The 25,807-nt window shown below is 42.2% G+C and carries 24 protein-coding genes, 1 pseudogene, 1 riboswitch and 1 other annotated feature (1 of these 27 running past the window's edge); of the genes and pseudogenes, 7 read left to right on the forward strand and 18 right to left on the reverse strand.

Annotation, left to right across the window (positions count from 1 at the left end):
- Positions 1 to 174: a binding site (T-box leader), on the forward strand; it begins 66 nt to the left of the window's first position.
- A gap of 63 nt (positions 175 to 237) precedes the next feature.
- Genes BT147_RS01065 through BT147_RS01080 form a run of 4 tightly spaced genes read left to right on the forward strand, consistent with a single transcriptional unit; the run spans position 238 to position 4,287 of the window.
- Complete coding sequence (locus BT147_RS01065; RefSeq protein ID WP_072330027.1) at positions 238 to 1,398, forward strand: pyridoxal-phosphate-dependent aminotransferase family protein; 1,161 nt, start codon at positions 238 to 240, stop codon at positions 1,396 to 1,398.
- Positions 1,391 to 2,971 (forward strand): phosphoglycerate dehydrogenase, encoded by a 1,581-nt coding sequence (gene serA / locus BT147_RS01070; protein WP_072330029.1) that lies wholly within the window; start codon positions 1,391 to 1,393, stop codon positions 2,969 to 2,971. Before BT147_RS01065 ends, serA begins: the two co-directional genes overlap by 8 nt.
- 43 nt (positions 2,972 to 3,014) lie before the next feature.
- A complete protein-coding gene (locus BT147_RS01075) occupies positions 3,015 to 3,725 on the forward strand; it encodes an SDR family oxidoreductase (RefSeq protein ID WP_072330031.1) in 711 nt (236 codons plus the stop codon).
- Positions 3,726 to 3,735: 10 nt separating this feature from the next.
- Positions 3,736 to 4,287: a hypothetical protein gene (locus tag BT147_RS01080; RefSeq protein WP_072330033.1), complete on the forward strand. Its 552-nt coding sequence runs from the start codon at positions 3,736 to 3,738 to the stop codon at positions 4,285 to 4,287.
- A 65-nt stretch (positions 4,288 to 4,352) separates the two neighbouring features.
- Here the strand turns inward: BT147_RS01080 and BT147_RS01085 are convergent, their stop codons facing one another.
- Complete coding sequence (locus BT147_RS01085) at positions 4,353 to 5,507, reverse strand: cation:proton antiporter (RefSeq protein ID WP_072330035.1); 1,155 nt, start codon at positions 5,505 to 5,507, stop codon at positions 4,353 to 4,355.
- A 313-nt stretch (positions 5,508 to 5,820) separates the two neighbouring features.
- Between BT147_RS01085 and BT147_RS01090 the strand changes: the two genes are divergently transcribed.
- From BT147_RS01090 to ribD, 3 genes are read left to right on the forward strand one after another with little or no spacing between them, the layout of a single operon-like run.
- The gene (locus BT147_RS01090; RefSeq protein ID WP_083426271.1) at positions 5,821 to 6,441 is read left to right on the forward strand and encodes a TetR/AcrR family transcriptional regulator; all 621 of its coding nucleotides are present in this window, start codon (positions 5,821 to 5,823) and stop codon (positions 6,439 to 6,441) included.
- The gene (locus BT147_RS01095) at positions 6,438 to 7,628 is read left to right on the forward strand and encodes an FAD-dependent monooxygenase (RefSeq protein ID WP_072330039.1); all 1,191 of its coding nucleotides are present in this window, start codon (positions 6,438 to 6,440) and stop codon (positions 7,626 to 7,628) included. Before BT147_RS01090 ends, BT147_RS01095 begins: the two co-directional genes overlap by 4 nt.
- Entirely contained in the window at positions 7,625 to 8,347 is a 723-nt protein-coding gene (gene ribD, locus BT147_RS01100; RefSeq protein ID WP_072330041.1) for a bifunctional diaminohydroxyphosphoribosylaminopyrimidine deaminase/5-amino-6-(5-phosphoribosylamino)uracil reductase RibD, read from the forward strand. The genes BT147_RS01095 and ribD overlap by 4 nt, the downstream gene beginning before the upstream one ends.
- 106 nt (positions 8,348 to 8,453) lie before the next feature.
- Here ribD and BT147_RS01105 read toward each other — a convergent pair whose 3' ends face one another.
- The 17 genes and pseudogenes from BT147_RS01105 to BT147_RS01185 form a co-directional block, all read right to left on the reverse strand.
- A complete protein-coding gene (locus BT147_RS01105; protein WP_072330043.1) occupies positions 8,454 to 9,368 on the reverse strand; it encodes an EamA family transporter in 915 nt (304 codons plus the stop codon).
- Positions 9,369 to 9,454: 86 nt separating this feature from the next.
- Positions 9,455 to 11,338, reverse strand: coding sequence for an ATP-binding protein (locus BT147_RS01110; RefSeq protein WP_072330045.1), 1,884 nt, complete (start codon positions 11,336 to 11,338; stop codon positions 9,455 to 9,457).
- The gene (locus BT147_RS01115; protein WP_177239621.1) at positions 11,335 to 12,057 is read right to left on the reverse strand and encodes a response regulator transcription factor; all 723 of its coding nucleotides are present in this window, start codon (positions 12,055 to 12,057) and stop codon (positions 11,335 to 11,337) included. The genes BT147_RS01110 and BT147_RS01115 overlap by 4 nt, the downstream gene beginning before the upstream one ends.
- 11 nt (positions 12,058 to 12,068) lie before the next feature.
- The gene (gene ccsB / locus BT147_RS01120) at positions 12,069 to 13,271 is read right to left on the reverse strand and encodes a c-type cytochrome biogenesis protein CcsB (protein WP_072330049.1); all 1,203 of its coding nucleotides are present in this window, start codon (positions 13,269 to 13,271) and stop codon (positions 12,069 to 12,071) included.
- 18 nt (positions 13,272 to 13,289) lie between these two features.
- Positions 13,290 to 14,885 carry a cytochrome c biogenesis protein ResB gene (locus tag BT147_RS01125; RefSeq protein ID WP_072330051.1) on the reverse strand — a complete coding sequence of 532 codons (1,596 nt, stop codon included), beginning with the start codon at positions 14,883 to 14,885 and terminating at the stop codon, positions 13,290 to 13,292.
- Between the two features lie 95 nt (positions 14,886 to 14,980).
- Entirely contained in the window at positions 14,981 to 15,694 is a 714-nt protein-coding gene (locus BT147_RS01130) for a pseudouridine synthase (protein WP_072330053.1), read from the reverse strand.
- A gap of 151 nt (positions 15,695 to 15,845) precedes the next feature.
- On the reverse strand, positions 15,846 to 16,385 hold the full coding sequence (locus BT147_RS01135) for a spore maturation protein (RefSeq protein ID WP_072330055.1): 540 nt from the start codon (positions 16,383 to 16,385) through the stop codon (positions 15,846 to 15,848).
- Positions 16,386 to 16,410: 25 nt separating this feature from the next.
- The gene (locus tag BT147_RS01140; protein ID WP_072330057.1) at positions 16,411 to 17,013 is read right to left on the reverse strand and encodes a nucleoside recognition domain-containing protein; all 603 of its coding nucleotides are present in this window, start codon (positions 17,011 to 17,013) and stop codon (positions 16,411 to 16,413) included.
- The gene (locus BT147_RS01145) at positions 17,006 to 18,181 is read right to left on the reverse strand and encodes a D-alanyl-D-alanine carboxypeptidase family protein (protein WP_286118875.1); all 1,176 of its coding nucleotides are present in this window, start codon (positions 18,179 to 18,181) and stop codon (positions 17,006 to 17,008) included. Before BT147_RS01145 ends, BT147_RS01140 begins: the two co-directional genes overlap by 8 nt.
- A 111-nt stretch (positions 18,182 to 18,292) precedes the next feature.
- On the reverse strand, positions 18,293 to 18,790 hold the full coding sequence (gene ytfJ / locus BT147_RS01150; protein ID WP_072330061.1) for a GerW family sporulation protein: 498 nt from the start codon (positions 18,788 to 18,790) through the stop codon (positions 18,293 to 18,295).
- Entirely contained in the window at positions 18,760 to 19,449 is a 690-nt protein-coding gene (locus BT147_RS01155) for a DUF2953 domain-containing protein (RefSeq protein ID WP_072330064.1), read from the reverse strand. The genes ytfJ and BT147_RS01155 overlap by 31 nt, the downstream gene beginning before the upstream one ends.
- 47 nt (positions 19,450 to 19,496) lie before the next feature.
- On the reverse strand, positions 19,497 to 20,078 hold the full coding sequence (gene scpB / locus BT147_RS01160) for an SMC-Scp complex subunit ScpB (protein WP_072330833.1): 582 nt from the start codon (positions 20,076 to 20,078) through the stop codon (positions 19,497 to 19,499).
- The gene (locus BT147_RS01165; RefSeq protein ID WP_072330066.1) at positions 20,078 to 20,830 is read right to left on the reverse strand and encodes a segregation and condensation protein A; all 753 of its coding nucleotides are present in this window, start codon (positions 20,828 to 20,830) and stop codon (positions 20,078 to 20,080) included. Before BT147_RS01165 ends, scpB begins: the two co-directional genes overlap by 1 nt.
- Positions 20,831 to 20,851: 21 nt before the next feature.
- Positions 20,852 to 21,325 (reverse strand): 6,7-dimethyl-8-ribityllumazine synthase, encoded by a 474-nt coding sequence (gene ribH, locus BT147_RS01170; RefSeq protein ID WP_072330068.1) that lies wholly within the window; start codon positions 21,323 to 21,325, stop codon positions 20,852 to 20,854.
- Between the two features lie 15 nt (positions 21,326 to 21,340).
- Positions 21,341 to 22,540 carry a bifunctional 3,4-dihydroxy-2-butanone-4-phosphate synthase/GTP cyclohydrolase II gene (locus BT147_RS01175; protein ID WP_072330070.1) on the reverse strand — a complete coding sequence of 400 codons (1,200 nt, stop codon included), beginning with the start codon at positions 22,538 to 22,540 and terminating at the stop codon, positions 21,341 to 21,343.
- Positions 22,541 to 22,557: 17 nt separating this feature from the next.
- A complete protein-coding gene (gene ribE / locus BT147_RS01180; RefSeq protein WP_072330072.1) occupies positions 22,558 to 23,211 on the reverse strand; it encodes a riboflavin synthase in 654 nt (217 codons plus the stop codon).
- 184 nt (positions 23,212 to 23,395) lie between these two features.
- Positions 23,396 to 23,536, reverse strand: a riboswitch (FMN riboswitch).
- 98 nt (positions 23,537 to 23,634) lie between these two features.
- Positions 23,635 to 25,623, reverse strand: a pseudogene (locus BT147_RS01185) (serine hydrolase domain-containing protein); the annotation flags it as partial.
- Positions 25,624 to 25,807: the final 184 nt, after the last annotated feature.

Raw genomic sequence — 25,807 nt, forward strand, 5'->3', positions numbered from 1 at the left:
GTAGGAAGTCATTCATCGAGCACTCCGGAGTAGACTAGCTGAACTCGATAGATAGTAGGTTAGTACGGTGGAAACCGTTATCTCATGTGTCGATTTCTTTTATTTCGACCAGCAAGGTCATATGTGTGAGCATATGACAAACTGAGGGTGGCACCACGACCTTTCGTCCCTCATCCGTAATAGGGTGAGTATGGGATGGAAGGTCTTTTTTATTTACCTTAAGGAGGATATATAACCATGACATTTTCGGAAAAGTTTCACCTGCGCATCCCTGGACCTACGCCTATCCCGTCACGAGTTCAACAAGCGATGAATCAACCGATATTTGGACATCGCAGTCAAGAAGCAACCCAGCTTATTCAAGAATGTAGTCAAAAACTAAAGCCTATTTTCGGCACCGGGCAAGACCCACTCATTCTCACCAGTAGCGGTACATCTGCCTTAGAAGCGGCTGTTATCAACACATTATCTCCTGGGGATGAAGCTCTGGTAATCGTTACAGGATCATTTGGAGACCGCTTTGCTAAAATCGTAGAGCGCTATGAATTCACACTACATCGTCTCGATATCGAATGGGGAAAATCGTGTAGTCCTGAACAGTTACGAATAGCACTCCAGCAACACCCTAAGACGAAAGCGGTCTTTGTCACATATTGTGAAACGTCTACAGGTGTTTTAAATCCGATTGAAGAACTATCAAAAGTGGTTCACACTCACTCAGAAGCTCTCTTCGTTGTAGATGGTGTTAGTTGCATCGGCGCCGTACCTTGTCAAATGGATGATTGGGGACTTGATGTAGTCGTAACAGGTTCACAAAAGGCTCTTATGCTCCCACCAGGATTATCATTTATTGCGGTTAGTAGACGAGCATGGAGACAAATCGAACAAAATCAAATGCCTAGCTTCTATTTGAATTTACTTCAATATCGAAATAGCTTATCACAAAGCACTACTCCGTATACCCCAGCTATCTCCCTTCTCTTGGGTTTAAAGGAGGCTCTATGCATGTTAGAAGAGGAAGGGCTAGAACAAGTCTTCCAGCGGCATGAACTACTGATGAGCATGTGCCGAACAGGAGTACAAAGCATGGGTCTTACTCTCATGGCAAGTAAACAAGATGCATCTCCTACAGTTACCTCAATCTACGGTGGTGGTGCTGAGGCATGGAGTTCGGAAGATGTAAGAAAGCACTTAAAACAATTACGTGTTTTAGTAGCGGGTGGGCAACAACATCTAAAAGGACAGATTTTTCGAATCGGCCATATGGGCTACTGTGATTCACTAGACATACTAACCGCGTTAAGCGCACTCGAAATCGCCCTTACCCAAGCAGGAGTACCTATTTCACTTGGCTCTGGAGTAAAAGCAGCTCAGGAGGTGTATCTTCACCATGTATAAAGTACTTATTACGGATCCACTAAGCGATCTTGGAATCGAAAAATTATTACAAGCAACCGATGTGCATGTCATTCGTCAAACCAGTCTAACCCCTGAACAACTCCTTATCGAGATCGAAGATGCCGATGCCCTACTCGTACGTAGCCAAACGAAGGTAACAGCAGATGTCATCGCTAAGGGGAAGCAACTAAAGGTTATTGGCCGGGCAGGAGTCGGTGTAGATAACATTGATGTCATGGCAGCTACAAAGCATGGTGTTATTGTTCTGAATGCACCAGATGGAAATACCATCTCAACTGCTGAACATACTTTTGCAATGATGATCTCCCTCGCCCGTAACATTCCGCAAGCTTACCGTTCTACGATCCAAGGGGAATGGAAACGGAAAAAGTTTGTCGGGATAGAGCTAAATAAAAAGACCCTCTCCATCATCGGCTTAGGACGAATCGGGGCTGAACTGGCTAAGAAAGCCAAAGCCTTTCGAATGCAGGTAGTCGCCTTTGATCCATATCTGACCGAAGAGCGTGCAGAGAAACTAGGTGTCCACAAAGCAACTCTGCATGAAGCGATTGCACAAGGGGACTTTATTTCCGTCCATACTCCTTTAACGAAGCAAACCCGTCATCTCATAAGTGATAATGAATTCTCCATGATGAAAGACGGCGCTCGCATCTTAAACTGTGCTCGCGGCGGCATTATTGACGAAGATGCTCTATATACAGCTTTATTGTCAGGAAAGGTAGCAGGAGCCGCTCTAGATGTATTTGAGATTGAACCTCCCATCCAACCTGCTCTATTTGATCTAGAACAAGTAATCGTAACTCCCCATCTGGGAGCCTCTACAGTAGAAGCTCAAGAAAATGTGGCAATCGATGTATCTGAAGAAGTGTTGAAGGTATTACGCGAAGAAGCATTTAAAAATGCTGTCAATCTACCTTCCATCCCAGCAGATCTACAACAAAAAATTGCCCCTTATCAAACATTGGTCGAAAAATTGGGTGAGTTTGTGGCCCAAATTTCAAAAGGTGCACTACAAAAGATTACGGTTACCTATGCAGGTGATGTGGCAAATATGGAAGTAGCACCGCTCACACGTACTATGCTAAAGGGGGTTCTTTCACATCATCTATCAGGTGTCAATTATATAAATGCTCCTGAGATCGCCAAACAACGTGGGATTCAGATCGTGGAACAGAAATCTTCTCACAACCATGGATTTACTCAATTAATCAGTGTACATGTAGAGACTGAACAAGACTCCTATCATGTAGGGGGAACGATCTTAAATGGATTCGGAGCTCGTATCACGAAAGTAAACGGTTATTCGGTTGATCTCTCCCCTACCGGACATCTTCTCTTTATCGAGCATCAAGACCAACCGGGGGTAATCGGCAGAGTGGGAACCTTGCTCGGTACCTACGGAGTCAATATCGCTACGATGCAAGTAGGACGGGAAACCATCGGTGGGCAAGCGATTATGCTTCTCCATATTGATAAAGCAATCAATATAACTCTGCAAGAAGAATTACAAAAAATTGATTCCATCCAGAAGGTGACGATCTTAGAATTGTAGTCTAAAATGGAGAAGAATTAAAAAGAAAGGGTGAACCCATCTTATGACTACCCATTCGCCCATAAAAACCGCTCTTGTGACAGGAGCTAGTAAAGGTCTTGGTAAGGAGATCGTGCGACGCTTTGCTTCTGCCGGGATTAATGTTCTAGCAACCGCTCGAAGTGTTGATAAACTGAAACAGCTCGAAGAAGAATTCCCGAATCATGTTATCCATTTTCCTGGTGATATCTCAGATAGCAATCATGTAAAAAGCATGGTTGAGCAAGTGATTGATTCCTTTGGACGACTTGATTTCGTCATTAATAATGCAGGTTTGGCCCATTTTTCTCCCGTTGAAGACCTAACAGAAAGTCAATGGGACGAAATGATGAACATCAATCTCAAAGCAGCTTTTCTCACTTGTAAATACGCTATCCCCCATCTAAAAAAAACGCAAGGCCACATCGTCAACATTTCGAGCGTGGCAGGAACCGAAGCATTTGCCCGAGGCGGGGGTTACTGCGCATCCAAATTTGGGATGATGGCATTATCAGATGCCCTAACCCAAGAATTAAAACCACACTATGTAAAAGTAAGTACACTTTGTCCCGGTTCTATCCAAACCGAGTTCAGTTCGAATCCAAAAAGTTATTCGCTTCAGGCATCTGACGTTGCTGAATCTGTTTATCAGATTATCACAGCACCTGCCAATATGATTATTGGGCGCGTCATCATGCGCCCAGTCGTACCCATAGACTTTCAAAATAAGAAATGAGGATTTTTCGTTGAAATCTTTTGTAATGGAAACAACCCTTCAAGCTCCTGTGGAATATATTTATGATTATCTCTGTGATGTAGAGCGCGAAATCGCAAATAATCAAGGAAAAATCATTGATGCAGCCTACGATACGGCAGAAGCTGGAGGACATCTCATCCTCTCCTATCAAATCGATCTAAGTCTTGCTATCGTTCGAGAAGTCCTTCATTTTCAAGAAAAGGTGAAAAATCAATCCATCACCTCTCAATTTCAATACGAACGCTACTCGATCAGCGAACACATACAGCTAAAAGCAGACTCAGAAACGAGTACGCGAGTTCGAATTGATTATAAACCCAAATCGGATACCTTCTACAACTTTACGACATTTGGGATGAATCGGATCGATGCCAAGCGAATGGCCGAACAATTATGTAACCTAAAAGCCATTTCCATTCGAGATGTGGAAGACTTGTATCTTCGTACACATAGTTCCTACTCCCCATTCCCTATACGTCATCAGGTTAGTAAAGAAGAGATAAAAGAGCGATTAAAGCGTAAGGCCATTGTACGAGTGTAGGAATTGATCTTAGAAAACAAAACGGAGCTACCACATCTTTTTAACCAGATGTGGTAGCTCCGTTTTTACATAACTTTTTCGTGATCTGTTTCTAACTTCTCAAATACTTTCTTCAACAAAGGTGGTGTAATGAGAGTAGTCAAAATCACAACCGTGATAATGGATGTGAAATACTCTTGCTTGAGTAAATGCGCCTTCAACCCAATCGCCGCAATAATAAGAGCCACTTCTCCTCTTGATACCATTCCTGCACCAATTCCTAGCGCAGAGCGACGACGAAACCCGGTTAGCCTAGCTCCAAGACCTGAACCTAGAAGCTTTGTTAAGACCGCAATAATAGTAAGTCCTACGATAAGCCAAAGTTGGCTCCCTATGCCAGCAAACGAAACGGATAAACCAATACTTACAAAAAAGATAGGTACAAAAAAAGCGTATGCAATCGGTTCGATCTTCTGCTCAACCGAATGTCTATAAGGAGTTTGAGATATAGCAACTCCTGCGGCAAATGCACCAATAATAGCAGCAACCCCTAGAGACTCTGCCAAATAAGAAAAAAAGAAGCAAAGAACAAGTGCTGTACTCACCACGGACTCCGATACCCGCCAGGTACTAAATTTCTTCATCACCCACGGAACAACTTTCCATCCAATCAGTCCGATCGTGACAAAAAAGGCCAATTTCTTAAGGAGTACCATCCCTAAGCTAACATCTTCCGTAGTAAGTAAACTCATCATTACAGCCAAGCCGATCACTACTATGATATCGTCCAATACCGCAGCACCCAAGATAGTAGCACTCTCTCGACTTTTTAAATGTCCCAACTCTTTTAGCGTCTGTGCAGAAATACTAACCGAAGTAGCAGATAGCAACAATCCTAGAAAAAGAGCATGGGACTGACTTAATTCCATCCCTAAGCCAACTAGATATCCTCCCAAAAAGGGAAATATAATGCCCCCTACCGCCACTGCAATCGAAGAATTTCGATTCTGACGTAACGATTTAACATCCGTCTCCAATCCTGCGATAAACATTAACAGGATCACTCCAATTTCACTGAGTTGACGAATCATGTCTGAACCTTGAATCCAGCCAAACACCGCTGGGCCAATGATAATGCCAATCAGCAACTTCCCAAGAACTGCTGGTTGCCCAAGCCTTATACTAATTTCACCCGCTATTTTCGTCGCAAGCAATATAATTAAAATCTCTACAAATAACATGTAATACCTCCTTTCTCACAATCTCCTTAGTAGTACCGATGAAGAACAGCATCATATCCAACATCATCATCTTTTAAAATGGCAATAAACATAGCAAATCATCCCTCCTCTTCTCAATATACAAAAAGAGCCTGTCATGCAAGGAACTTTCCACCCAAAAATAGGCAGAAAGGTCCCTGCATGACAGGCTCCTCCGAATTTAGTCGTATTTATTTATATTGTTATTATATTGTATCTCCCTTAGACAAGTAAAGATAATTTGGTAACTTGATGTTTATTCCGAAATAGAGTAGAATAATGACTGTGGTCATATATGACCACAGTCATTATTATGGGTGGTGATTCATCTATGTTAAGAGAAGCCAAGAAAAAAGCTCTAAAAGAAAAAATTTTCTTGCAGTCTATGCGCTTATTTGTTGAAAAGGGATTTGATTATGTAACCATAGAGGAGATTACCCGATCGTGCGGGATTGCCAAAGGAACTTTCTATAATTATTTTCCTCAAAAAGAGTCGATTTTGCTTTATTTAGGCTCATCCCAGATGGAATTCATACAACAAAATATTTCCAAATATGATCATCTAGAAATAAAAGAAAGGATCTTCAAGCTCTTTGATGACCTCACTAGTCGTTACCTAGAACATCCAGAACTGATAAGAGTTTTCCTCTCAGAGATGATCCGGTCGTCTGGACTAATGAAAGAAGAGCAGAAAACGATTGATCACTTTAGATCTGTGTTAATGAAGCTGATTGATGAAGCTAAACAATCTAATCAAATAGTAGGAAATCCATCCTCTGAGCATGTTACCTCTGTGTTAATGGCTATATATTTTTATTCTTTAGTGAATTGGAGTATCGCTAATTCTGATAAAAAGGCGCTAAAGAGTATGATTCGCAATCAACTAGAAATTATTTGGAAGGGGGTTCATTCATGAAAAAAAAAGTCATTATAATAGGCGGTGGAATAGCAGGTCTCAGCGCTGCCATTGCTTTGCAGAAGCTGGGATTAGAAGTGAATATTTATGAGGAATATCCCGAGCGCAAGCCTGCTGGTGCTGGGATAGTGCTCGCATCCAATGCTTTAAAAGGATTAGATCATCTAGGCATTTATCAACAAGTTAAGAATCATGGTAGATCCATTCATGGACTTACAATTTTAACAGAGAAAGGAAAACAATTATCTAAGCAAACCATTCCATCTCCGTTTGAACAAGTATCCATCCACAGGGCAGATTTACATCTCCTACTAAGTTCGGCTATACAACCGAATACAATATATATGGGAAAGAAATGTGTTCACTTTGAACAGAATGAAACTGGGGTAACTGTATTTTTTCAAGATCATAGTAAAGCTACCGGAGATTTTTTACTTGCTACTGATGGCATACACTCGGTTATCCGAAAAAATTTACTACCTTCTACGCAACTTCGTTATGCAGGTTACACTTGCTGGAGAGGTATTATTACTCAAAGTAATGGCAATTGTATTCCAGAAGATACTACTGAAACCTGGGGACTCAAAGGGAGATTTGGTATAGTTCCATTACCTAATCAACAAATCTACTGGTATGCATTAATCAATGCACCTTATCAAAGCGTGCGACACTCTGCCTATCAAGTAAAAGATCTATTCGAACATTTTAAAGATTATCATGAACCGATTCCTAGTATTTTAAACGGTAATGCGAACAACAAGATGATTCATAATGATATTATCGATATTCCACCCCTTCAACGATTTGCCTTTCATCGCGTCCTTTTGATGGGAGATGCTGCACATGCCATAACCCCAAATTTAGGACAAGGTGCATGTCAAGCTATCGAAGATTCGGTTGTCCTTGCCCATTGTTTGAAAAATAATCCATCTGTTCATGAAGCATTTGCTGAGTTTGAAGCCAAGCGATTATTAAGAACGGAAACAATCTCACGATATTCACGATTAGTAGGAAAAATAGCCCAGGTGAATAATCCATTTCTTTCTTTATTACGAAATACGCTAGTAAAACGAATACCTAAATCCGTGAACCGCAAGCAATTTGAATACCTGTATAAAGTTGACTTTCACTCACATTTGGGTAATACAACCAATAGTATCGCACAGAAACAGGGGGATGGATCGTGATCGTGAAACACCTAAAAAAGCTCAAAGAAGAAGCCGATTCCTACTATAAACAGACAGGACTACCCTTTGTCGTAATGAAGTCAGCGATGACACTAGATGGAAAAATCGCTACCTCAACAGGAGATAGCAAATGGGTAACGGGGGAGGCATCGAGGAATCATGTTCATGAATTACGGAACATCTACGATGGCATTATGATCGGCGTGGATACGGCTATAAAAGATCGGCCACAACTGACCACTCGCTTACCAGGTGGAAATGGGAGAAATCCAGTTCGAATCATCACAGACAGTCAACTACGCTTGCCACTTGATTCACCGTTAGTAGATACGAGCGAGGCGCAAACGTGGATGCTTTGTACAGACGTAGCAGATATAGAGAAAGAAAAACGATTAACCCAGTATGGAGTGAAAGTTCTTCGTACAGGTAATGGATCGCAAGTGGGGCTACATAGAGCAATGGAGAAGCTCGGAGAAAGTGGGATTCAGTCTATTTTGCTGGAAGGCGGAGGTCAGTTGAATTGGTCGATGCTGGAGGCTTCTCTTGTTCAGAAAGCAATGATTTTCATTGCTCCAAAATTACTTGGAGGAAAGGATAGTATTTCCCCCATTTCGGGTGAGGGATTTGCACAGATGGGACTAGCTGTTCAGCTGGATCGGCTTTCGATCCATCGTTTTGGTGAAGATATTTGTATAAGTGGCTATCCCATATATAAATAAAAAATAATCTTACTTACGCACCAAGTTTCATCGATAACTATGACTTTATTAAAATTTCAGACTTATATTTCAGAGGGGATGACCCCTCTTGTTTTTTTAGTCATGTCTATATTTTTTCCACTAATTTCATCTTCTTTTCACTACTGGCACGACGCAACTCGGAGAAACCAATTCCTACGAGAATGAGGATCGTTCCCATCCACTGGACCATCGAGACAGATTCACCTAATAAAAGGGCTGATGTTAAGATGACAACGGGTAGTTCAACTGATCCTAAGATCGAAGCCATCCCCGACCCGATATGCGGTATACCAATCGCAAATAAATAGGATGGAATGAGAGAACCAAACAATCCTAGTAAGAGTCCCCAAGCCCATAAACCATCCAGTACAGAACCGTCTACTAAAAAGGTTGGTGGATAAATCCCACACATAGCAATTACCGTACCTGTAATCATCCACGCTCCTCGAAGGGTAGGATGGACAGTTGGCGCCAGCGTTCCATTAAAATAGATAAATCCCGTATAACCGATAGCAGAGAGAAGGCCATAAAACACGCCAATCCCTGAAAGCTCAGACAGCTCTTCTGCTGAGATACCCGCCGCCATACAAGTCCCCAGTAAAATCACACCAATCGAAATAAGTTCATGCTTCGTTGGCTTGCGGCGTAATTTGATACACTCGATCAACATCCCCATCCAAGCAAACTGGAACATCAAAATAATAGCAAAGGATGCTGGTGTTGTCTGTAAACAGAGATAATAGGTAACTCCTGTAATGGCAGAAAACGAACCACCTAATAATAGTGATATGAGATCTTTTCGACTGATCCGTTTTTTCCTCCACTCTACCCGTCCTCTATATGCAAGGTACCACATACCTAGTGCCCCTACAAACACTTGGCTTCCTGACACTTGTGCAGGACTATATCCTTCAGCATAGGCTAATTTAACAAAGAGACTAATAAATCCATATGAAATTCCGGCAATTAACACTAGTATGGATGCTTTAATACGACTCAACGTTAACCCCTCCTTATCACAAAACGAGGTAGACCTCTTGATAGGAAAAATTCCATAAAGAGGTCCACCTTGTTCGGCTTTTTTAGCTAATTATCTTCAACTATTTGTGGAAGTTGAACGCAGAATGTAGTACCAACGCCCAAGTCACTGCGAACGGATATCTTACCGTTATGAGCATGCACCAAATGCTTAGCAATCGCAAGCCCAAGTCCTGTACCACCTGAAACCGTTTTTCTTGTCCGCGCTTTATCTGCCTTGTAAAAGCGCTGAAAAACATATGGCAAGTCTTCGGTTGGAATCCCCGTCCCAGTATCTTCGACTTCTAAGTATACATGATGTTCTAGCCATTTGGCACGCACTGTTACCCTTCCATTTTCTGGAGTATGCTGAATTGCATTTCCAATTAGGTTGGTTAGAATTTGTTCGACACGATCTTCATCCCAATACACCATTGGGACATCTCCCTCTACTTCTCCAACCAATTCAATCTTTTTCTCACCGGCAAGTCCACTAAATTTACGAGTTACACGATCGACAAATGACTTCACAGGTAGCTCTGATAAAACGAGATCAATATGTCCTGCTTCCATTCTTGCTAGGTCTAGTAACTCATTTACCAGTCGACTCATTCTCTGGGATTCATCATTGATAATCTGCGCTAACTCTTGACGCATCTCCGGAGAGTCTGCGATATCATCGAGTAATGCTTCACTGTATCCTTGTAACATAGAGAGCGGTGTACGTAATTCATGCGATACATTTGCTACAAAATCTTTGCGCAATTTCTCTAAATGGCGCTCTTCCGTCACATCACGCATCACCGCAACAGCTCCACGTACTTGTTCACGTGCATACAACGGTGCCATAACCAATTGCCAGGTTCGACCTTGCTCCTCAATATCCCCCATTTGTTCCGCTTCATCTTCCAATACATATCGGAACACTTCTAATAGGGTCGGAGGTAGGCTATTGTTCTGTTTGAAATCTTGTGGATCACGATAAAGGTTTAAAAACCTCTCTGCTGGTGGGTTAGACAAGATAATCTTCCCGTGTGCATTAATGCTAATTACTCCGTCCGACATACTACGTAGAATGCTAGTCAGCTGCTCCTTTTCGTGAGAAAGAAGATTAATGGACTCTTCTAATTGACCAGCCATCTGATTAAATGTCATCGCTAATTCCGCAATTTCATCTCGCTCATGAGACCGAACCATAACCCGCGTCGAAAACTTCCCGCGCGCCATCTTCTCGGCTGCTCTTTGCATCTGAATAAGAGGTTGTGTTATCCGTGTGGATAGGAAGAAAGCAAATACGGTCGTAAGCGCGATTCCGATCAGAGCAGAATAAAAAATCCATTTCTTGATATCTTGCTCACTAAAAGCACCTTGCTTTTGAAACAGGACAATGGCCCCTTTGATCTTAGCATCTTCTAAGTAAGGGGTTACATAGACCAGAATTTGTCCGTCTTCAAACCCCTTCTCCACTAACTCAGCCTTCGGAAGTTGGAGCTTTCCAGTTCGTTTAGCAGTCGAGTCCTCCGATACTAACTCATCTTGCAACTGATCCAGCTTCAGAACACTTTTAATGCCATCCAAATATCTCTGTGTTTGAGCCGATTGATCAAAAAGTGGCTTTCCTTGGAAATCGGTGATAATGACATGCGTATGAAAATGACCCGCAATCTCGGTCACGGTATCCACATATTCCTTTTCAATATTACGACTCCACTCGGCTGCATTAATGCCTGGCTTTTGTCTAGTGGAAGAAGGGATTCGCGAGTTGGCATGATTTTTAACACTTGTCAAACCGTTCTGAATCTCTTCTCCCACTTCTCTCAAGCTTTTGAGTTGATCCTGCTCATAAAATTGCTCTACTTGTTCACTTAAAAACAAGCTTAGTAAAATCAGGACCAGAGATACCAAGACGATAATGGTAAGCCAAAGCTTCCCTACTACACTACGTAGAATCACTCTTTTGGCACCTCAAGTTTATATCCAACTCCCCAAACCGTCGTAATCATACTAGCCGCACGGGAGGAGGCACGATTTAACTTCTCGCGAAGACGTTTTACATGTGTATCTACTGTTCGTAAATCACCAAAGAACTCATAATTCCAAACATCCCGCAACAAAGTTTCGCGTGTGAAAACTTTATCGGGGGATTTCGCAAGATAATGCAAGAGTTCATACTCTTTTGGTGTTAAGGAGATACTTTTCCCCCCTGCTTTTACCTCATGCGCATCATGATCAATAGTCAGTTCAGGGAAAACAATCACATTATGGGTATTCGTTTTCGTTGTTAAGTATGCAGTTGCCGATGCACGTCGGACCACTGCTTTCACTCGATGTACCAATTCACGGGGGCTAAAAGGCTTCACCACATAGTCATCGGTTCCAACTTCAAATCCATCTACCCGATTCGTCTCTTCTCCACGAGCGGTCAGCATGATAATCGGAGTTGCTTTCTTTTTACGGATCTCAGCACATACTTCAAGTCCATCCATACCTGGCAACATCAGATCTAAAAGGATTAGATCATAATCCTTCTGGAATGCCTTCTCCAAGGCCTGCTCGCCATCTTCTGCTTCATCGATGATATATCCTTCTCTTTCCAAGTACATCCGGAGTAGACGACGAATACGATCCTCATCGTCTACCACTAATATGGTTTGTTGATTTTGATTGTCCATCATTTCACCTCTTATGTGTAGGAATGTAAGCCCGAGATAACGAGATTGATTACAATCAAGTTAATTAAGATGATAGCAAAGCCGACTACTGCCAACCATGCTGATTTCTCACCATGCCACCCTCTTGACAAACGAAGATGTAGATAAGCACTATAAAACATCCATGTAATAAAGGCCCAGGTCTCTTTCGGGTCCCAGCCCCACGGTCTACCCCATGCTTGATTCGCCCAGATCATAGCAAAAATCAAGGCACCTAATGTAAAAATAGGATACCCAATCACAATAGATCGGTACACGATTTCATCCATTAGTTCTAAATTTAACTTTTGCACCAGTGGATGGAGTAGCTTCCCTAATCGCTTCCGGGCAATTGTAAAGTAAATTCCATAGATGATGAGCCCCGAACCAATAGACCAGAGAACCGAATTCAACTTACTTGCCGCTTTTTCTCCTTGAAAAATCTTGGGTGATTCAAAGAGTGGCTTTGACACCCCAGCAAATGAATCCATTTTTACCGTCTTACTTTCATAAGGTGATACGATTGCCGGCAGTTTATACTCTTGCACGACTTCAGTGCCCTTATAAACATGTTTAAAAGTCGCTTGATATCCTGTCATTTGGAAAATCGTAGATACAATCGAAAAGCTACCAAACATGATCAAGACTACGAAAATCAATTCTAGAGAGACCGCTGCCTTGCTTTTATCACGATTCCCCACCTTATGAATGAGATAAACCAATCCGGCAACAAAGGAAACACCGAATAATCCCTGACCAATCGCCGCCGTTGTCACATGAATATATAACCAACTACTCTGCAAAGCAGGTATTAGAGGTTGTACATCACGTGGAAAGACAGTGGCATAGGACAACAAAATCACGGAGATCGGCATAACAAAGGCGCCGAGTACAAAAGAGCGATAGATAAAAAACACAATAATAAAACCTAACACGACAGCAAAACATAGGAATGCGATAAACTCAAACATGTTACTTGTCGGAAAATGCCCGCTGATCATAATTCGTATGACAATAAACGCAACATGTAAGCTAACCCCTATGATGGCGAGGATAAGACCTGTTCTCCCCCACTTCTTCACTCGTTCTACATTGCCTTTCTTTTTGGCACCTGATACACCCACTAAAAAAGCAACTGCTGAGAACAAATATAGAAAGAATGTGGCAAACAGGAAGTACTCCATGATCGTTTTCATGATCGCACCTCTCTTTCACTACTCTTTTTCATTTTCTACTAGTCCAAACACCTGACCAATTGGCTTGCCCACCATTTCCAACTCACGACGTAGAGCAAACCAGTTCTTATTCGTATGAGCTCCTATATATAAGACACCACCCTCAACACGCGCCCATACCCGGCGGTGCTGCCAATAGGATCCCATTGTGACACCAATCATAAAGATGATACCACCCACCAAATATACCCATAAACTTTTCTCTGCTCGAACCATTAGTCCAGTCTGATTAGCGAGATCAAAGCCTGCTAAATCAATACCGTATTGATTTCCTTCCGGATCTGGAAAGCGCTCTCCCGAAATCACCCACGATTTCTCTTCTTTACCGTCTGGCTTTTGAATCGTAAAGATGAAAGCTGGCTTATTTGGTTCTTGTGATTTCGTAATGGGGCGTTGGTTTTCAATGGAAAAATCAGGATAGTACTCTTCCATTCGCACTTTCAGATCCCCAACTTGATAAACCTGATGCAACGAAATATCATGAAAAACTACTGTAAACTGGCCCTTACTCTGGTTCGTATTTTTATCTTTGATGTCAAGCTTAATGCCACGAAGTTGCTGAGGTTGAAAATCGCTCTGTAATAAACTTAACCCTTCGTATGTTAAGGGATCATTTACCTGAATATCATGTCTAGTAACTTCTTTCATTTCACTACTACCTGGCACTTTTTTAAGCAAAATCGCATCTGTTTGATACTTCTTAATCACCGCTCCTCCACCACTTCTCATGGCTGGAGGTAACTCTTCAGGACGATAATACTCAGCGACGGTTTTCTCATTTTTAACATAGTACTCCGTTTGGGGTACACGTTTGGTTTCACCTTCAACCAAGTTAACAAATGAATCGATATTCCAACCTGGTATAAACCGCAGGAGAATCCCAAATAAGAATATAATGAGTCCGATATGATTAATATAAGGGCCCCATCGACTAAAACGCCCTTTTTCCGCGAGAATTGCCTTCCCATCACGCTGAATGTGGTAATGGTGCTTCTTGAGCTGTTGCTCTAACTCAGCTAATTTCGCTTCTTCTTCATCCGCTGCCATTTCTGCCGCCACGTGAATCCGCTGACGTTTCATAAACTCAATATTTTTAATCACTTTTTGTCCCTTTAATGCCTTATATAACGGAACAACGCGATCCAAACTACATATGACTAACGAAATCCCAATCATAGCGATTAGGCTAGCAAACCACCACTGTGAATACATCTTTGAAAGCCCTAATTGATAAAATATCGTTCCCCACCAACCGTACTCCTGTTGGTAAAACAGCTCCTTAGAAGCCGCTCCAACAAACTCTTCTTGTGGGAAGATCGTTCCAACAGCAGAAAGGACTAAGGTAATCACAATCAGGCTAATGGCTACTTTCACAGATGAGAAAAAGGACCAGACACGGTCAAATAGCGACATGACCGATTGCTGAGAACGCCTTGCTGCTCCCTCATACCTCATCTCATTTTCAATCGAGGATTTCTCTATCACTTCCTGCTGAAGTGGCTTTCCGCAGTACTCACAAAGAATCGTACCGACGGGGTTATTATGACCACATTCGCATTTGGTGTTTTCGACCATTCTCCTCCCCCGTTCTGCACTCATAAATCCAATTTCATTATATCGTTACATCCTTCACAAACTTTGATTACAAATTTGAATATTATTTGAACATACTACCGTAACATACGATTTAATTTCTCGATCTCTGCTTTAGTCAATTCCCTTTTATCCCCAGGGTTTAAGCCTTGTAAGTGAAGAAAGGCATACTTGGTCCGAATTAAGTGAAGAACGGGATAGCCAATTACTTCACACATACGGCGAATCTGACGATTTCGACCCTCATGAATTTGAATCCGAAGTTTGCTCTTCTCAGGATTGGCTTGCATCATACGCACTTCAGCAGGTGCGGTCATCCCATCATCCAAACGGACTCCCTTACGAAGCTGTTCTAATTCTTCATCTGTCGGCTTCCCTTTGATCGTCGTTACATAGACCTTGTTTACTTCGTAACGAGGATGCGCTAAGCGGTTAGCAAGTTCTCCATCGTTTGTCATGAGTAATAATCCCTCTGTCTCGTAATCTAAACGACCCACAGGATAAATCCGCTCAGGAACATCATCAAAGTAATCCACGACCGTTTTACGACCTTCCGGATCACTCATGCTCGTTATCACAAGCTTGGGTTTATAAAATACAAATGTGCGCTTCTTCTCTTGTTTGATATGCTTTCCATTTACTTCGATCCAATCTTGGTCTGGATCGACCTTGGTTCCTAATGTCTGTACAACTTGTCCATTTACTTTTACCTTCCCCTGTAGTATCAACTCTTCACTTTGTCTACGTGAAGCGATCCCCGCTTGGGCCAGTACTTTTTGTAAACGCTCCATTATTACACCTCTCTGTCATCATAACCGTTTCGACCGGAGCTTACACTCATATTGATGATAGCAGAACTTGAGTGGCGAATCTAATTTTATTCTAAAAAGCAAAACGAGTGCTATTTTACTCGCTAGGTAAAAAGCACTCGTTTATTTAAATTTACAATGATCCAAACATAATCGTACAGATGACAAGTGAAGCAACAAATCCGATCAAATCAGCTAGAAGTCCGACCTTTAAAGCATATAAGGATTTCTTAACCCCAACAGCACCGAAGTAGACTGTGATGACATATAAAGTCGTATCCGTACTCGCTTGTATCGTAGAAGCTAGCTTCCCCATAAACGAATCGGGTCCAAATGTGTGAAAGATGCTTTCTACAAATGCGAGCGAACCTGTTCCTGATATAGGCCTTAGAATCCCGATAGGCAGGATATCGGGAGGAATATGTAACCAGTTGGCAAGTGGTACTAATGATTGTAAATAGAAATCGAGTGCCCCTGTATCTCGAAACACAGATACAGCAAACATCATACCTACTAAGTGAGGTATAATTTGAATGGCTGTGGGAAATCCTTCCTTTGCTCCCTCAACAAAGCTTTCATATACAGGAACTTTCCGAAACAATGCATAAAGGGGGATCAGCACGATAATGGCAGGTAGCATATAGTTAGATATAGCTGAGATTATTTCATACAATGGATCCCTCTCCTTTGCATTACTATTATTTCTTATATGTATTTAGCCCTCTAAAATGACGGTGCCGATAATAGCGGTCCAATAAAACAGCACCACCTGTAGCGACAATCGTAGCCAGTAGAGTAGGACCGATAATTTCAGTCGGATTAGCAGAGTCATATTTCATTCGAATCCCAATCATCGTAGCGGGGATCAGCGTCAATCCAGACGTATTTAAAGCCAACAAGGTGCACATCGCTGGGGTTGCTTTATGAGGCTCTGGATTTAGCTTTTGCAACTCCTCCATCGCTTTAATCCCCATAGGAGTTGCTGCATTCCCCAATCCAAATAAATTGGCACTCATATTGGATAAAATGTAACCCATCGCCGGATGATTTTCGGGCACACTTGGAAATAACAATTTAGCAATGGGCCTAAGAATTTTGGTGAGCTTCTTCAGAAGGCCTGAATCCTCTGCAATTTTCATCATCCCTAACCAAAAAACAAGAATACTGATAAGTCCAATACATACTGCAACAGCATCTTTTGCACCCGTTAAGGCGGCAGACGTAACCAGATCGATCTTCCCTTGAAGGACAGCAGCGATAATCCCACTTACGATCATAAATACCCAGATATAATTAATCACCTTGCCCCATCCTCCCACACATAAATGCCAATACTTCTCTCCAACTATTTAAGATACTTGGATCTTGTGTGAACTTACTGTACAGCGGAACTGTCCCTACTAACTCTTGTTCAAAATAGACTTTCGCTGTTCCCACCAATACTCCATTTTTCTCTACCTTCTCTAGGGGATAACTAACAGTGGGTTCCATTTTTACTTGGTTTGTCTCTGAACTTTGTAATGGAAAAGATAAAGGCTTTCCAGCCACGAGGACTAAACGCTTTTTATCGTTATTTACAATCTCTGTCGAGGTGATCATCTGATCTTTCTTTACTACTTCCTTAAGCTGAAAGTTTTGGAATCCATAATCAAACAAATTCATATGGTCTTTCCAGTCATCTCCATCATTTAAGGTGACTGCAATTAACTGTTGCCCATCTTTTGTCGCGGAGGTAACGAGTGTTCGCTTAGCCTGCTTCGTATACCCTGTCTTAACCCCATCTGCAAAGGGATACATTTTCAGAAGTTTATTTTTGTTTAATAGCGTACGTTTCCACTCTTCACCCGGCCACTCTACCGTCTTTAACTCCGTTTTAACAATTTGCTGAAAAATAGGATTTCGGAGAGCATACTGGGTTAATAATGCAAGATCCTTCGCAGATGAATAATGTTTCTCTTCATCTAAACCATGCGGATTTGTAAAATGAGTATGTTGAAGCCCTAATTCTTGTGCTTTCTCATTCATTAAATAAACAAAGCCTTGCAACGAACCGCCAATATGCTGTGCGATCGCGGTAGCAGCATCATTTCCTGAACGTAACATCAGTCCATATAGAAGGGCCTCCAGAGGTACTTTCTCACCCGCTTTTAAATAAATAGATGATCCTTCTACTCCCACTGCACTGGGCTGAATCGTAACAAGATCTTGTAGATCTCCTTTTTCGACCGCAAGGAGAGCCGTCATAATCTTGGTCAGACTTGCAATTTTCATCTCATCATTTTCTTTTTTTGCATATAAGACTCGTCCCGAAGTTTGATCTAATAAAATCGATGCAGCAGCACTATCTCCAATTTTGAAAGAGATTTGCTGTGCTTGATCTTGATTTTCTTGGCTATAAATTCGTGTGGGAAACATAGAGCAAACCATACAAATGATGCAAAGTCCGGTGATAACCCGCCACTTCTTCACTACATCCACCTCGTCCATCATAGGGGTTTGTACCATTTATATGCGGACAGGTCTTCGTTATGATGGAACAAAAAAAGAATATGGCGTTTATCTCCATATCCTTTCTTCTACCTATTCACATTCAGGATGACATCCTCCATCATGAGAGTGGTGATGTTTTTTCCTCGAGAATCGTTCAAACAATTGGGGTACAGAGTCGATTAAACGATCATACAAATGGTTAGCGCCCTCTAAGTTAAGAAGACGAATACCATGGGGACCTACTACAATGAAAGCAACCGGAGTAATCGATACCCCACCCCCACTACCCCCACCAAATGGGTAATGTTGTTTATTAGATCCAGAGTTAGATTCATCACGTCGTTCACTTCGGCGGTCTGTAGAAGACTCTGAACGAGATGAACGGGTTTCTTGAGTTTGTATTTTTCCAAGTCCTGCAAATTCAGAACCACCTGCGGCAAAACCAAATCCTACTTTTGACACAGGAATGATGATTTGACCATCAACCGTTTCTACCGGCTCACCAATGATGGTATTTACATCAATCATTTCCTTCAAATTTTCCATTGCCGTCATCATTAAGCCTTGAATTGGGTGCTCGCCTGCCATGTCCGTTCCCTCCCTTTTCGCATTTGGATCCAGAGACGGGTCACTACAACGATAGCATGCCACACCCGAAAGCAAACTATACTATGGAAATACATATTGAAAGCAAGTTGATTGAAATGAGGAATCACATCGATCTCAGGCGCTTTTTTCCACTTAATATAATTTCCAACTACACTGATCAAAAATGATTTGATTCCCCAAACAAGGCCTGTCAGCACTCCAGCTTCAGCGGCATCACCAGTACCTACTTGGGTCTTCCATTCTAAGTCCTTACAACATATCTTGGAGCAAAAATTGCGGATTAATGGAAAGAGATCCTGTACTCGTTCCAATGTCTCTGAAAATCGCTCTCTTGCATTCTTAAATCCAGACCAATCAATGCTTTCCTTGCTTTTCCCAGAATGAACAGTAGAGTTTCCTGCATCGGCGCTCCAGTCGAATTGATACAAGATTCCCGTTCCCTTTTGTGAGTCACTATCCATATGGATTTCCGAAATTCGCATCGTATAACGGATAAGCCCATAAAATGCCTTTACACGAATGTGTCCATCATCCATCTTACCTTCACGTTGATATTCCAATGCAATTTGAACGTTCGAACATACAATTAAGATAAGTACAACAAGTAAAATAAGAAAAATCCAAACAAAAATTTGCACGTACCTCACCTACCCGTATTAGGTAGTATGAGCTTGAATAAAAGGGTTTAAACCTTCTCTACACCTAAGCGTTCAAATAATTCATGACGTTCCTGCTCCATCTCTTGCCAGTTAAAAAGGCTATCCGGCGCAGGTAAATCTTCCAATTTATTTAAACCGAAATACTCAAGAAATTCCTTGGTTGTACCTAGTAAAATCGGACGACCCGGTCCTTCCGCGCGCCCAGTTTCTCGAACTAGCCCTTTTCGTTGCAACAACTGAACCGTACGATCTGTCTTCACTCCACGAACCTCTTCGATCTCCAAACGTGTAATCGGTTGACGATACGCAATAATCGCCAATGTTTCCAAAGCCGCACGCGATAATTGGGACCTTGTGGGTGCACTGGCCAGCTTTTCTAAGTACCTATTATGCTCTGCCAGAGTCGTAATCTGGTACACTTTTGCCACTTGAACAATCTGAATTCCTCGCTGGTCTAACTTCCACTCCATCATCATCTCATTCACAAACATTTGAACCTCTTGCTTAGAAAGCTCCGTGATCTCGGATAACTCTTTTACACTCAGCCCCTCATCTCCAGCCGCAAATAGCAACCCTTCGATAATGGCTTTACATTCTCTGTTTTCTATCATGAGGTCACCTCCTGCACAAACGGTTCAATCAAGATATCAGCAAAAAGGTCATACTGGCTACATCTGATCCGTTTCGTCTTCATTAATTCAAGAAGAGCCAAAAAAGTCGTAATGACTCGTTCCTTACTCATCTTCGACCAATCTAACAAAGACGTAAATAAAATCCGCCCCTGAATGGCTAATTCCTGAACAATCTCTTCCATGCGATCGCTTACTGAGATTTCCTCGCGTGCGAGCTTGGTCATTGGTTCTTTTTTGGGCGAATGGCTCTGAAACGCGAGGACAAATGCTTGTAAGAGGTCATCCGTTGTCAAGCCTGCTACTGGACTTTCAACAGGAGCAAAAGAGCTTAAATCTGTTGGCAGTCGTGTATAAACACGACTGCGTTCTTCTTCCTGCTCCCGCAACATTTCCCCTAATCGTTTGTAGCGTTTATACTCCAACAACTTCTCAACTAACTCTTCCCTAGGGTCCATCCACTCATCATCCATAAAGCCAAGTGCTTCTTCGAAAATCTCTTGTTTTGGAAGTAGCATCCGGCTCTTAATGGCTAATAATGTAGCAGCCATCACGATAAACTCACTTGCTACCTCTATCTCGTAGTGGTTTGCTTCTTGAATCATGTTCATATATTGATCTGTAATCTGAGAAATAGGCACTTCATAGATATCCACCTCAGATTGATCAATCAGATGAAGTAATAAATCTAGAGGGCCTTCAAACGAATTCAGTTTAAATTTTACTTCCACAGGTATTCATCACGACTTTCTTTATCCGAGTAATTCGCGTTGTAGGCTTGCCATTTCAATAGCCCCTACAGCTACTTCATACCCTTTATTCCCTGCTTTCGTTCCCGCCCGCTCAATTGCTTGTTCAATATTCTCTGTCGTAATAACACCAAACAGCACAGGTAGGCGGTGGCGAACACTTGCACTAGCTACTCCCTTAGCTACCTCATTACACACATAATCATAATGGGTCGTGGAACCGCGGATCACACACCCTAACGTAATAATCGCATCATACTTCTTAGAAGCCGCCATCTCTTCTACAATTAGCGGAATCTCAAATGCACCTGGCACCCAAGCTATCTCTATATTCTCTTGTTCTGCACCATGACGCAAGAGGGCATCTTTTGCACCACCCAATAATTTGCTCGTAATAAACTCATTAAATCGAGCTACCACAATCCCAAAACGATATCCTTGCGCAGTTAATTTACCTTCATATACTTTTTCTACCATCAAAATCACTCTCCTTTAGATCCACTGTAATTGATGTCCTAATTTTTCTTTCTTTGTGACTAAATAACGTTTATTTTCTGTATATGGCTGAATCTCAATAGGCACTCTCTCTAGTACTTCGATTCCAGACTGCTGTAAACCCGATACTTTCCGGGGATTATTCGTAATCAAATGAACCTCCTTGACACCTAGATCACGTAATATTTGCGCTGCGCTTTGGTAGTCGCGCCTGTCATCTGGAAAACCAAGATGGAGATTTGCTTCCACCGTGTCCAGGCCTTGGTCTTGTAATTGGTAAGCACGCATCTTATTTAACAGTCCGATTCCGCGCCCCTCTTGAGGAAGATAGATAAAGATGCCACTGCCATTTTCTTCAATCATCAATAGGGATTCATGCAGTTGCGAACCACAATCACAACGACGGGAGGTAAATAGATCACCAGTCATACATTCCGAATGCACCCTAACTAAGACAGGCTTTTCTGGAGATAAAGTTCCCTTGACCAAAGCAATTTGCTCTTTTCCATCAGGTGCTGTATAAGCAATCATCCGAAAATCTCCGTATTCTGTTGGAAGGTGAATCTCCTCACGCCTCTCAACGCTTGGTTCTTGTGCTAAACGATATTGGATTAAATCTTGAATCGTAATCATTTTGAGATCCCATTTTGTTGCAAAGGGGATTAGATCTGGAACGCGGGCCATCGTTCCATCTTCATTTAAAATTTCACAGAGTACCCCAGCGGGTGAGGAACCACAAAGCTTCGCGAGATCAACTGCTGCTTCTGTATGTCCCGGTCTCTCTATCACTCCACCTTCTCTTGCGATTAGAGGAAAAATGTGACCTGGTCGCCGAAAATCTTGTGCTTGTTTGGTCTCATCGATTAAATCGACCACCGTCTGCGAACGTTCCAAGGCAGAGATCCCTGTATGTAAGGTTTGAGAGTCAACGGAAACGGTAAATGCAGTTCCATGTTTGTCGGTATTATCGTTTTCCTCAATCATGTAAGGAAGCTTCAATTGCTTCGCCCTCTTTGCTGTGATCGGCACACACACAAGTCCACGACCCTGGGATACCATAAAATTAATTAACTCCGGTGTTGCATATTCAGCGAGCGCCACGAGGTCCCCTTCATTTTCTCGGTCTTCGTCATCCACCACGATAATCATTTTTCCTTGCTTTAGATCAGTAATTGCTTCTTCAATCGTATGGAACATCTTATCGTCTCCCCCTTTTATAGAAAACCGGCCCTTTGTAAAGTCGTATATTGTACTCCATCAGATGAGATCGCTGTCTCTGAGTGAATCCCAGTCCATTTTGCTATATATTTGGCCATCATATCGCACTCAATATTGACCCGATCGCCCGCTACAAGAGAACCAAACTGCGTTTCTCTCATAGTGTGGGGAATCAAGGATACAGAAAAAGTCGTATCCTTCACCTCAATTAAAGTTAGACTTGTGCCATTGATTGCAATGGAGCCTTTGGGAATCATAAACTGGGTCCAGTTTGATTCGATTTCAAATTGAAATAAGACTGCATTCTCGGCAGGTTGTTGCTTTATAAGAATTGCCACTCCATCGACATGTCCCTGAACGAAGTGTCCTCCTATCCGATCACCCAGAGACATGGCACGCTCTAAATTAACTGGATCCCCTGAACGAAGAAACCGTAAGCAGGTCCGTTGATATGTTTCAGGCATCACATCGGCATAGAAAATACCATGGTCTATTTTGGTAACCGTAAGACAAACACCATTTACCGCAATACTGTCGCCTAGTTTTGTCCCTTCCAATACTTTTTGACATCCAATCGCTAACACTTGTGTTCGGCCAACTGTATGAATACGTGATACATACCCCACCTCTTCGATAATTCCTGTAAACATGGATCTGTTCACCTTCCTTCTGTATGTAGTACGTAAAAAACCCCAACGATTTTTTCGCTGGGGCTGTTTTAGGCATGGGAAAGAAACGTTACGACTATTACTTATTTTGCTATTTTATGTACAGCAAAATAAACCTTGAAAGGTTGAGTTTTTGAAAAAATCAACGCTCAAGGAGTCGTTCCATATCATCCTTCTCCCATCCAGACTATACTGTCGGCTCCGGAGTTTCACCGAATCCACCGCTAAAAGCGGGTCACGGGCTAAGGCGCAATCTATACACGCCATCACCGCCGGTAGGGAATTTCACCCTGCCCCGAAGGATGTAACATTGGTATTAAATTATGATTTGTGCAACAAGTCAAGTATATCTTGTGGGGAAAAAATTGTCTAGGGATTATCCGTTTCCTCTGATTTACCTAATGTTTATTTCATTGTTATTATAAATTTCGATCCTGGCACGCCGGCAAATACGATCGTCCCACTCTTAGGCAGAGTCACCTGGTTATTGCCGCTGACGATGGAATAATGTAGGGGATACTCCCCCTTTTCATCATATACTGCAAAAGAGCCTTGCTGTGGAAGATTGACTGTCATTAAGATTAATTTGCCTTCAGCCTCTGCCGGGATGGTAAACCATTGGGCATGTCCATTCGCCGGAATTGTCACCCTGAACTGAGTCCCCACATCGATCCGTTTTACATACATTTCACTCACAAGTATCTGTTCGTTTAACCTCAAATATTCGATACCGTTTTCCGTATAGAACTGGGCTTCGATCGTATCCCTACCTGATAATCCTGGGATCTGGATCTGACTCACTGCCGTATTCGGACCCGTAATCTTTTTATCCTGCCAATAGCCTGGAAAACCATCTGTTAGGCTAATCTGGATGGACAGTTCCCCAAAAAAATAAGACTCGGACGTGTATTTTTCATTCACGATATAGTACTTATCGTGTTCTCGTTTTGCCCAATATTTGATCGTCTCCTTTGGTAGCACGTTCTCTTCCAATTTCTCCGCTTCGTATCCTGAAAAAGCTAACTGTCCAAACCCTGGCATTGATTCATAACTTCTTATCCACAAATACGTGCGTCCGTTCCTCTCGGTAACGAAGCTAATCTTGGAGGTTCCTCTCTCATTGATAAAGCTTCCATCCGAGGTATACCAATACTTCGTCTCCACATCCGCTGGAATAGACAGCCCTCCATCCTGATTGATCTCTATCCGGAATTGCTGGTCATTTCTGGCGTAATATCCTGCTTGCTTCAATACGTCTCGAGGTATCTTGGTCTTTATGGGCTTGCCGAATGATTTGTTTGACTTGATACTCTCGATTTCTCCCTTCTCCTTAAGTGTTTGTAGCAGCAATTCACTTGCCAGAAATTGATTCGCTACACTGTTACCGCCAGATGATAACACAGCAGCTGCTATCTTTTTTTCAGGCAGCACGATAAAAGAAGCAGCATATAGGGGCAAGTCCCCACCCTTGCTCAAGCCCTTTATTCCATAAACATCGAATGGGTACAGCTTCACACTGTCCCAACCCAGACCGTAATTGCTACTATCATCAACGTCTTCCGGCCAAATGCCTTTCTTGTATTCCTCCTGCTCCATCGCCTGAATCGATTTTTTAGAAAGAATATTGTTGGCTTGTCCCATAAATATTTGCGAGAATCGCACCATATCTTCTGCCGTGGAAAAAATCCCTCCTGAGGCGATCGCATTCACAAAACTATTGGGAAGCTGTCTTGGATAATCTGGTATATGTAAATCGGGAAACTTGTTTCCTCTCAAATCGTCCTGTGGCGTTTTCGTATCACTCATCTGCAAATGTTCTGTAAAAAACTGATGTATAAACGTAGTAAAGCTCGTGCAGCTGACTCTTTCAACAAGAATCTCAGCAAGTGTAAAACTGCTATTACTGTACACCGAAAATGCTCCGGGGTTCGCCTTCAGGGTCTGCCCAGATAATGTCTGCAGAAATGTATCATGGGCATACGTATCATTGTCTTCGAACAAAGTTTCATTCGTAGATCCAGTACCTCGTAGACCGGAGGAGTGATTCAACAGCATGCGCGGAGTAATGTACTTATGCCGTCCGTCCTTCATCTTGAAATCGGTTAAATACTGGACGAGGGGAGTATCGAGATCGATTTTTCCTTCATCTACCAATTTCATGACGGCAGCGGCGCCAAATACTTTACTGACTGAGGCGATACCATACAATGTATCATTGGTCACTGACTGATCGTACTTACCAATCTGCCCAGACAACGTGATGTTTCCATTGTCAATCAGCGCATACTGTACACTGGATGTTTCAGTGGAATCGAGTAGCAATCGAGCCTTCTCAGCAACAATTTTTCCTAATTTATGTTTGTTCACTATTTTTCCTCCTCGTATAGTCAGTTTTCAGTCCTCATAAAAACTCCATTTCCAGTTAAAAATGCTCTTTGACAACAAATACCTCAGTTTCCAAAAGAGGTGGACTTTTCAGGATGTCCCTAGATAATGGAGCATCTCATCTTCGAGATCAGGTTGTCACGGTGTATGATTACTACTCTCCTGTACCCCTAATACTATTGAAGTAGATCAT

Origin of the sequence: Thermoactinomyces sp. DSM 45891, from assembly GCF_900119485.1 — a bacterium.
In the GTDB taxonomy this organism is placed as follows: Bacteria; Bacillota; Bacilli; order Thermoactinomycetales; family Thermoactinomycetaceae; genus Baia.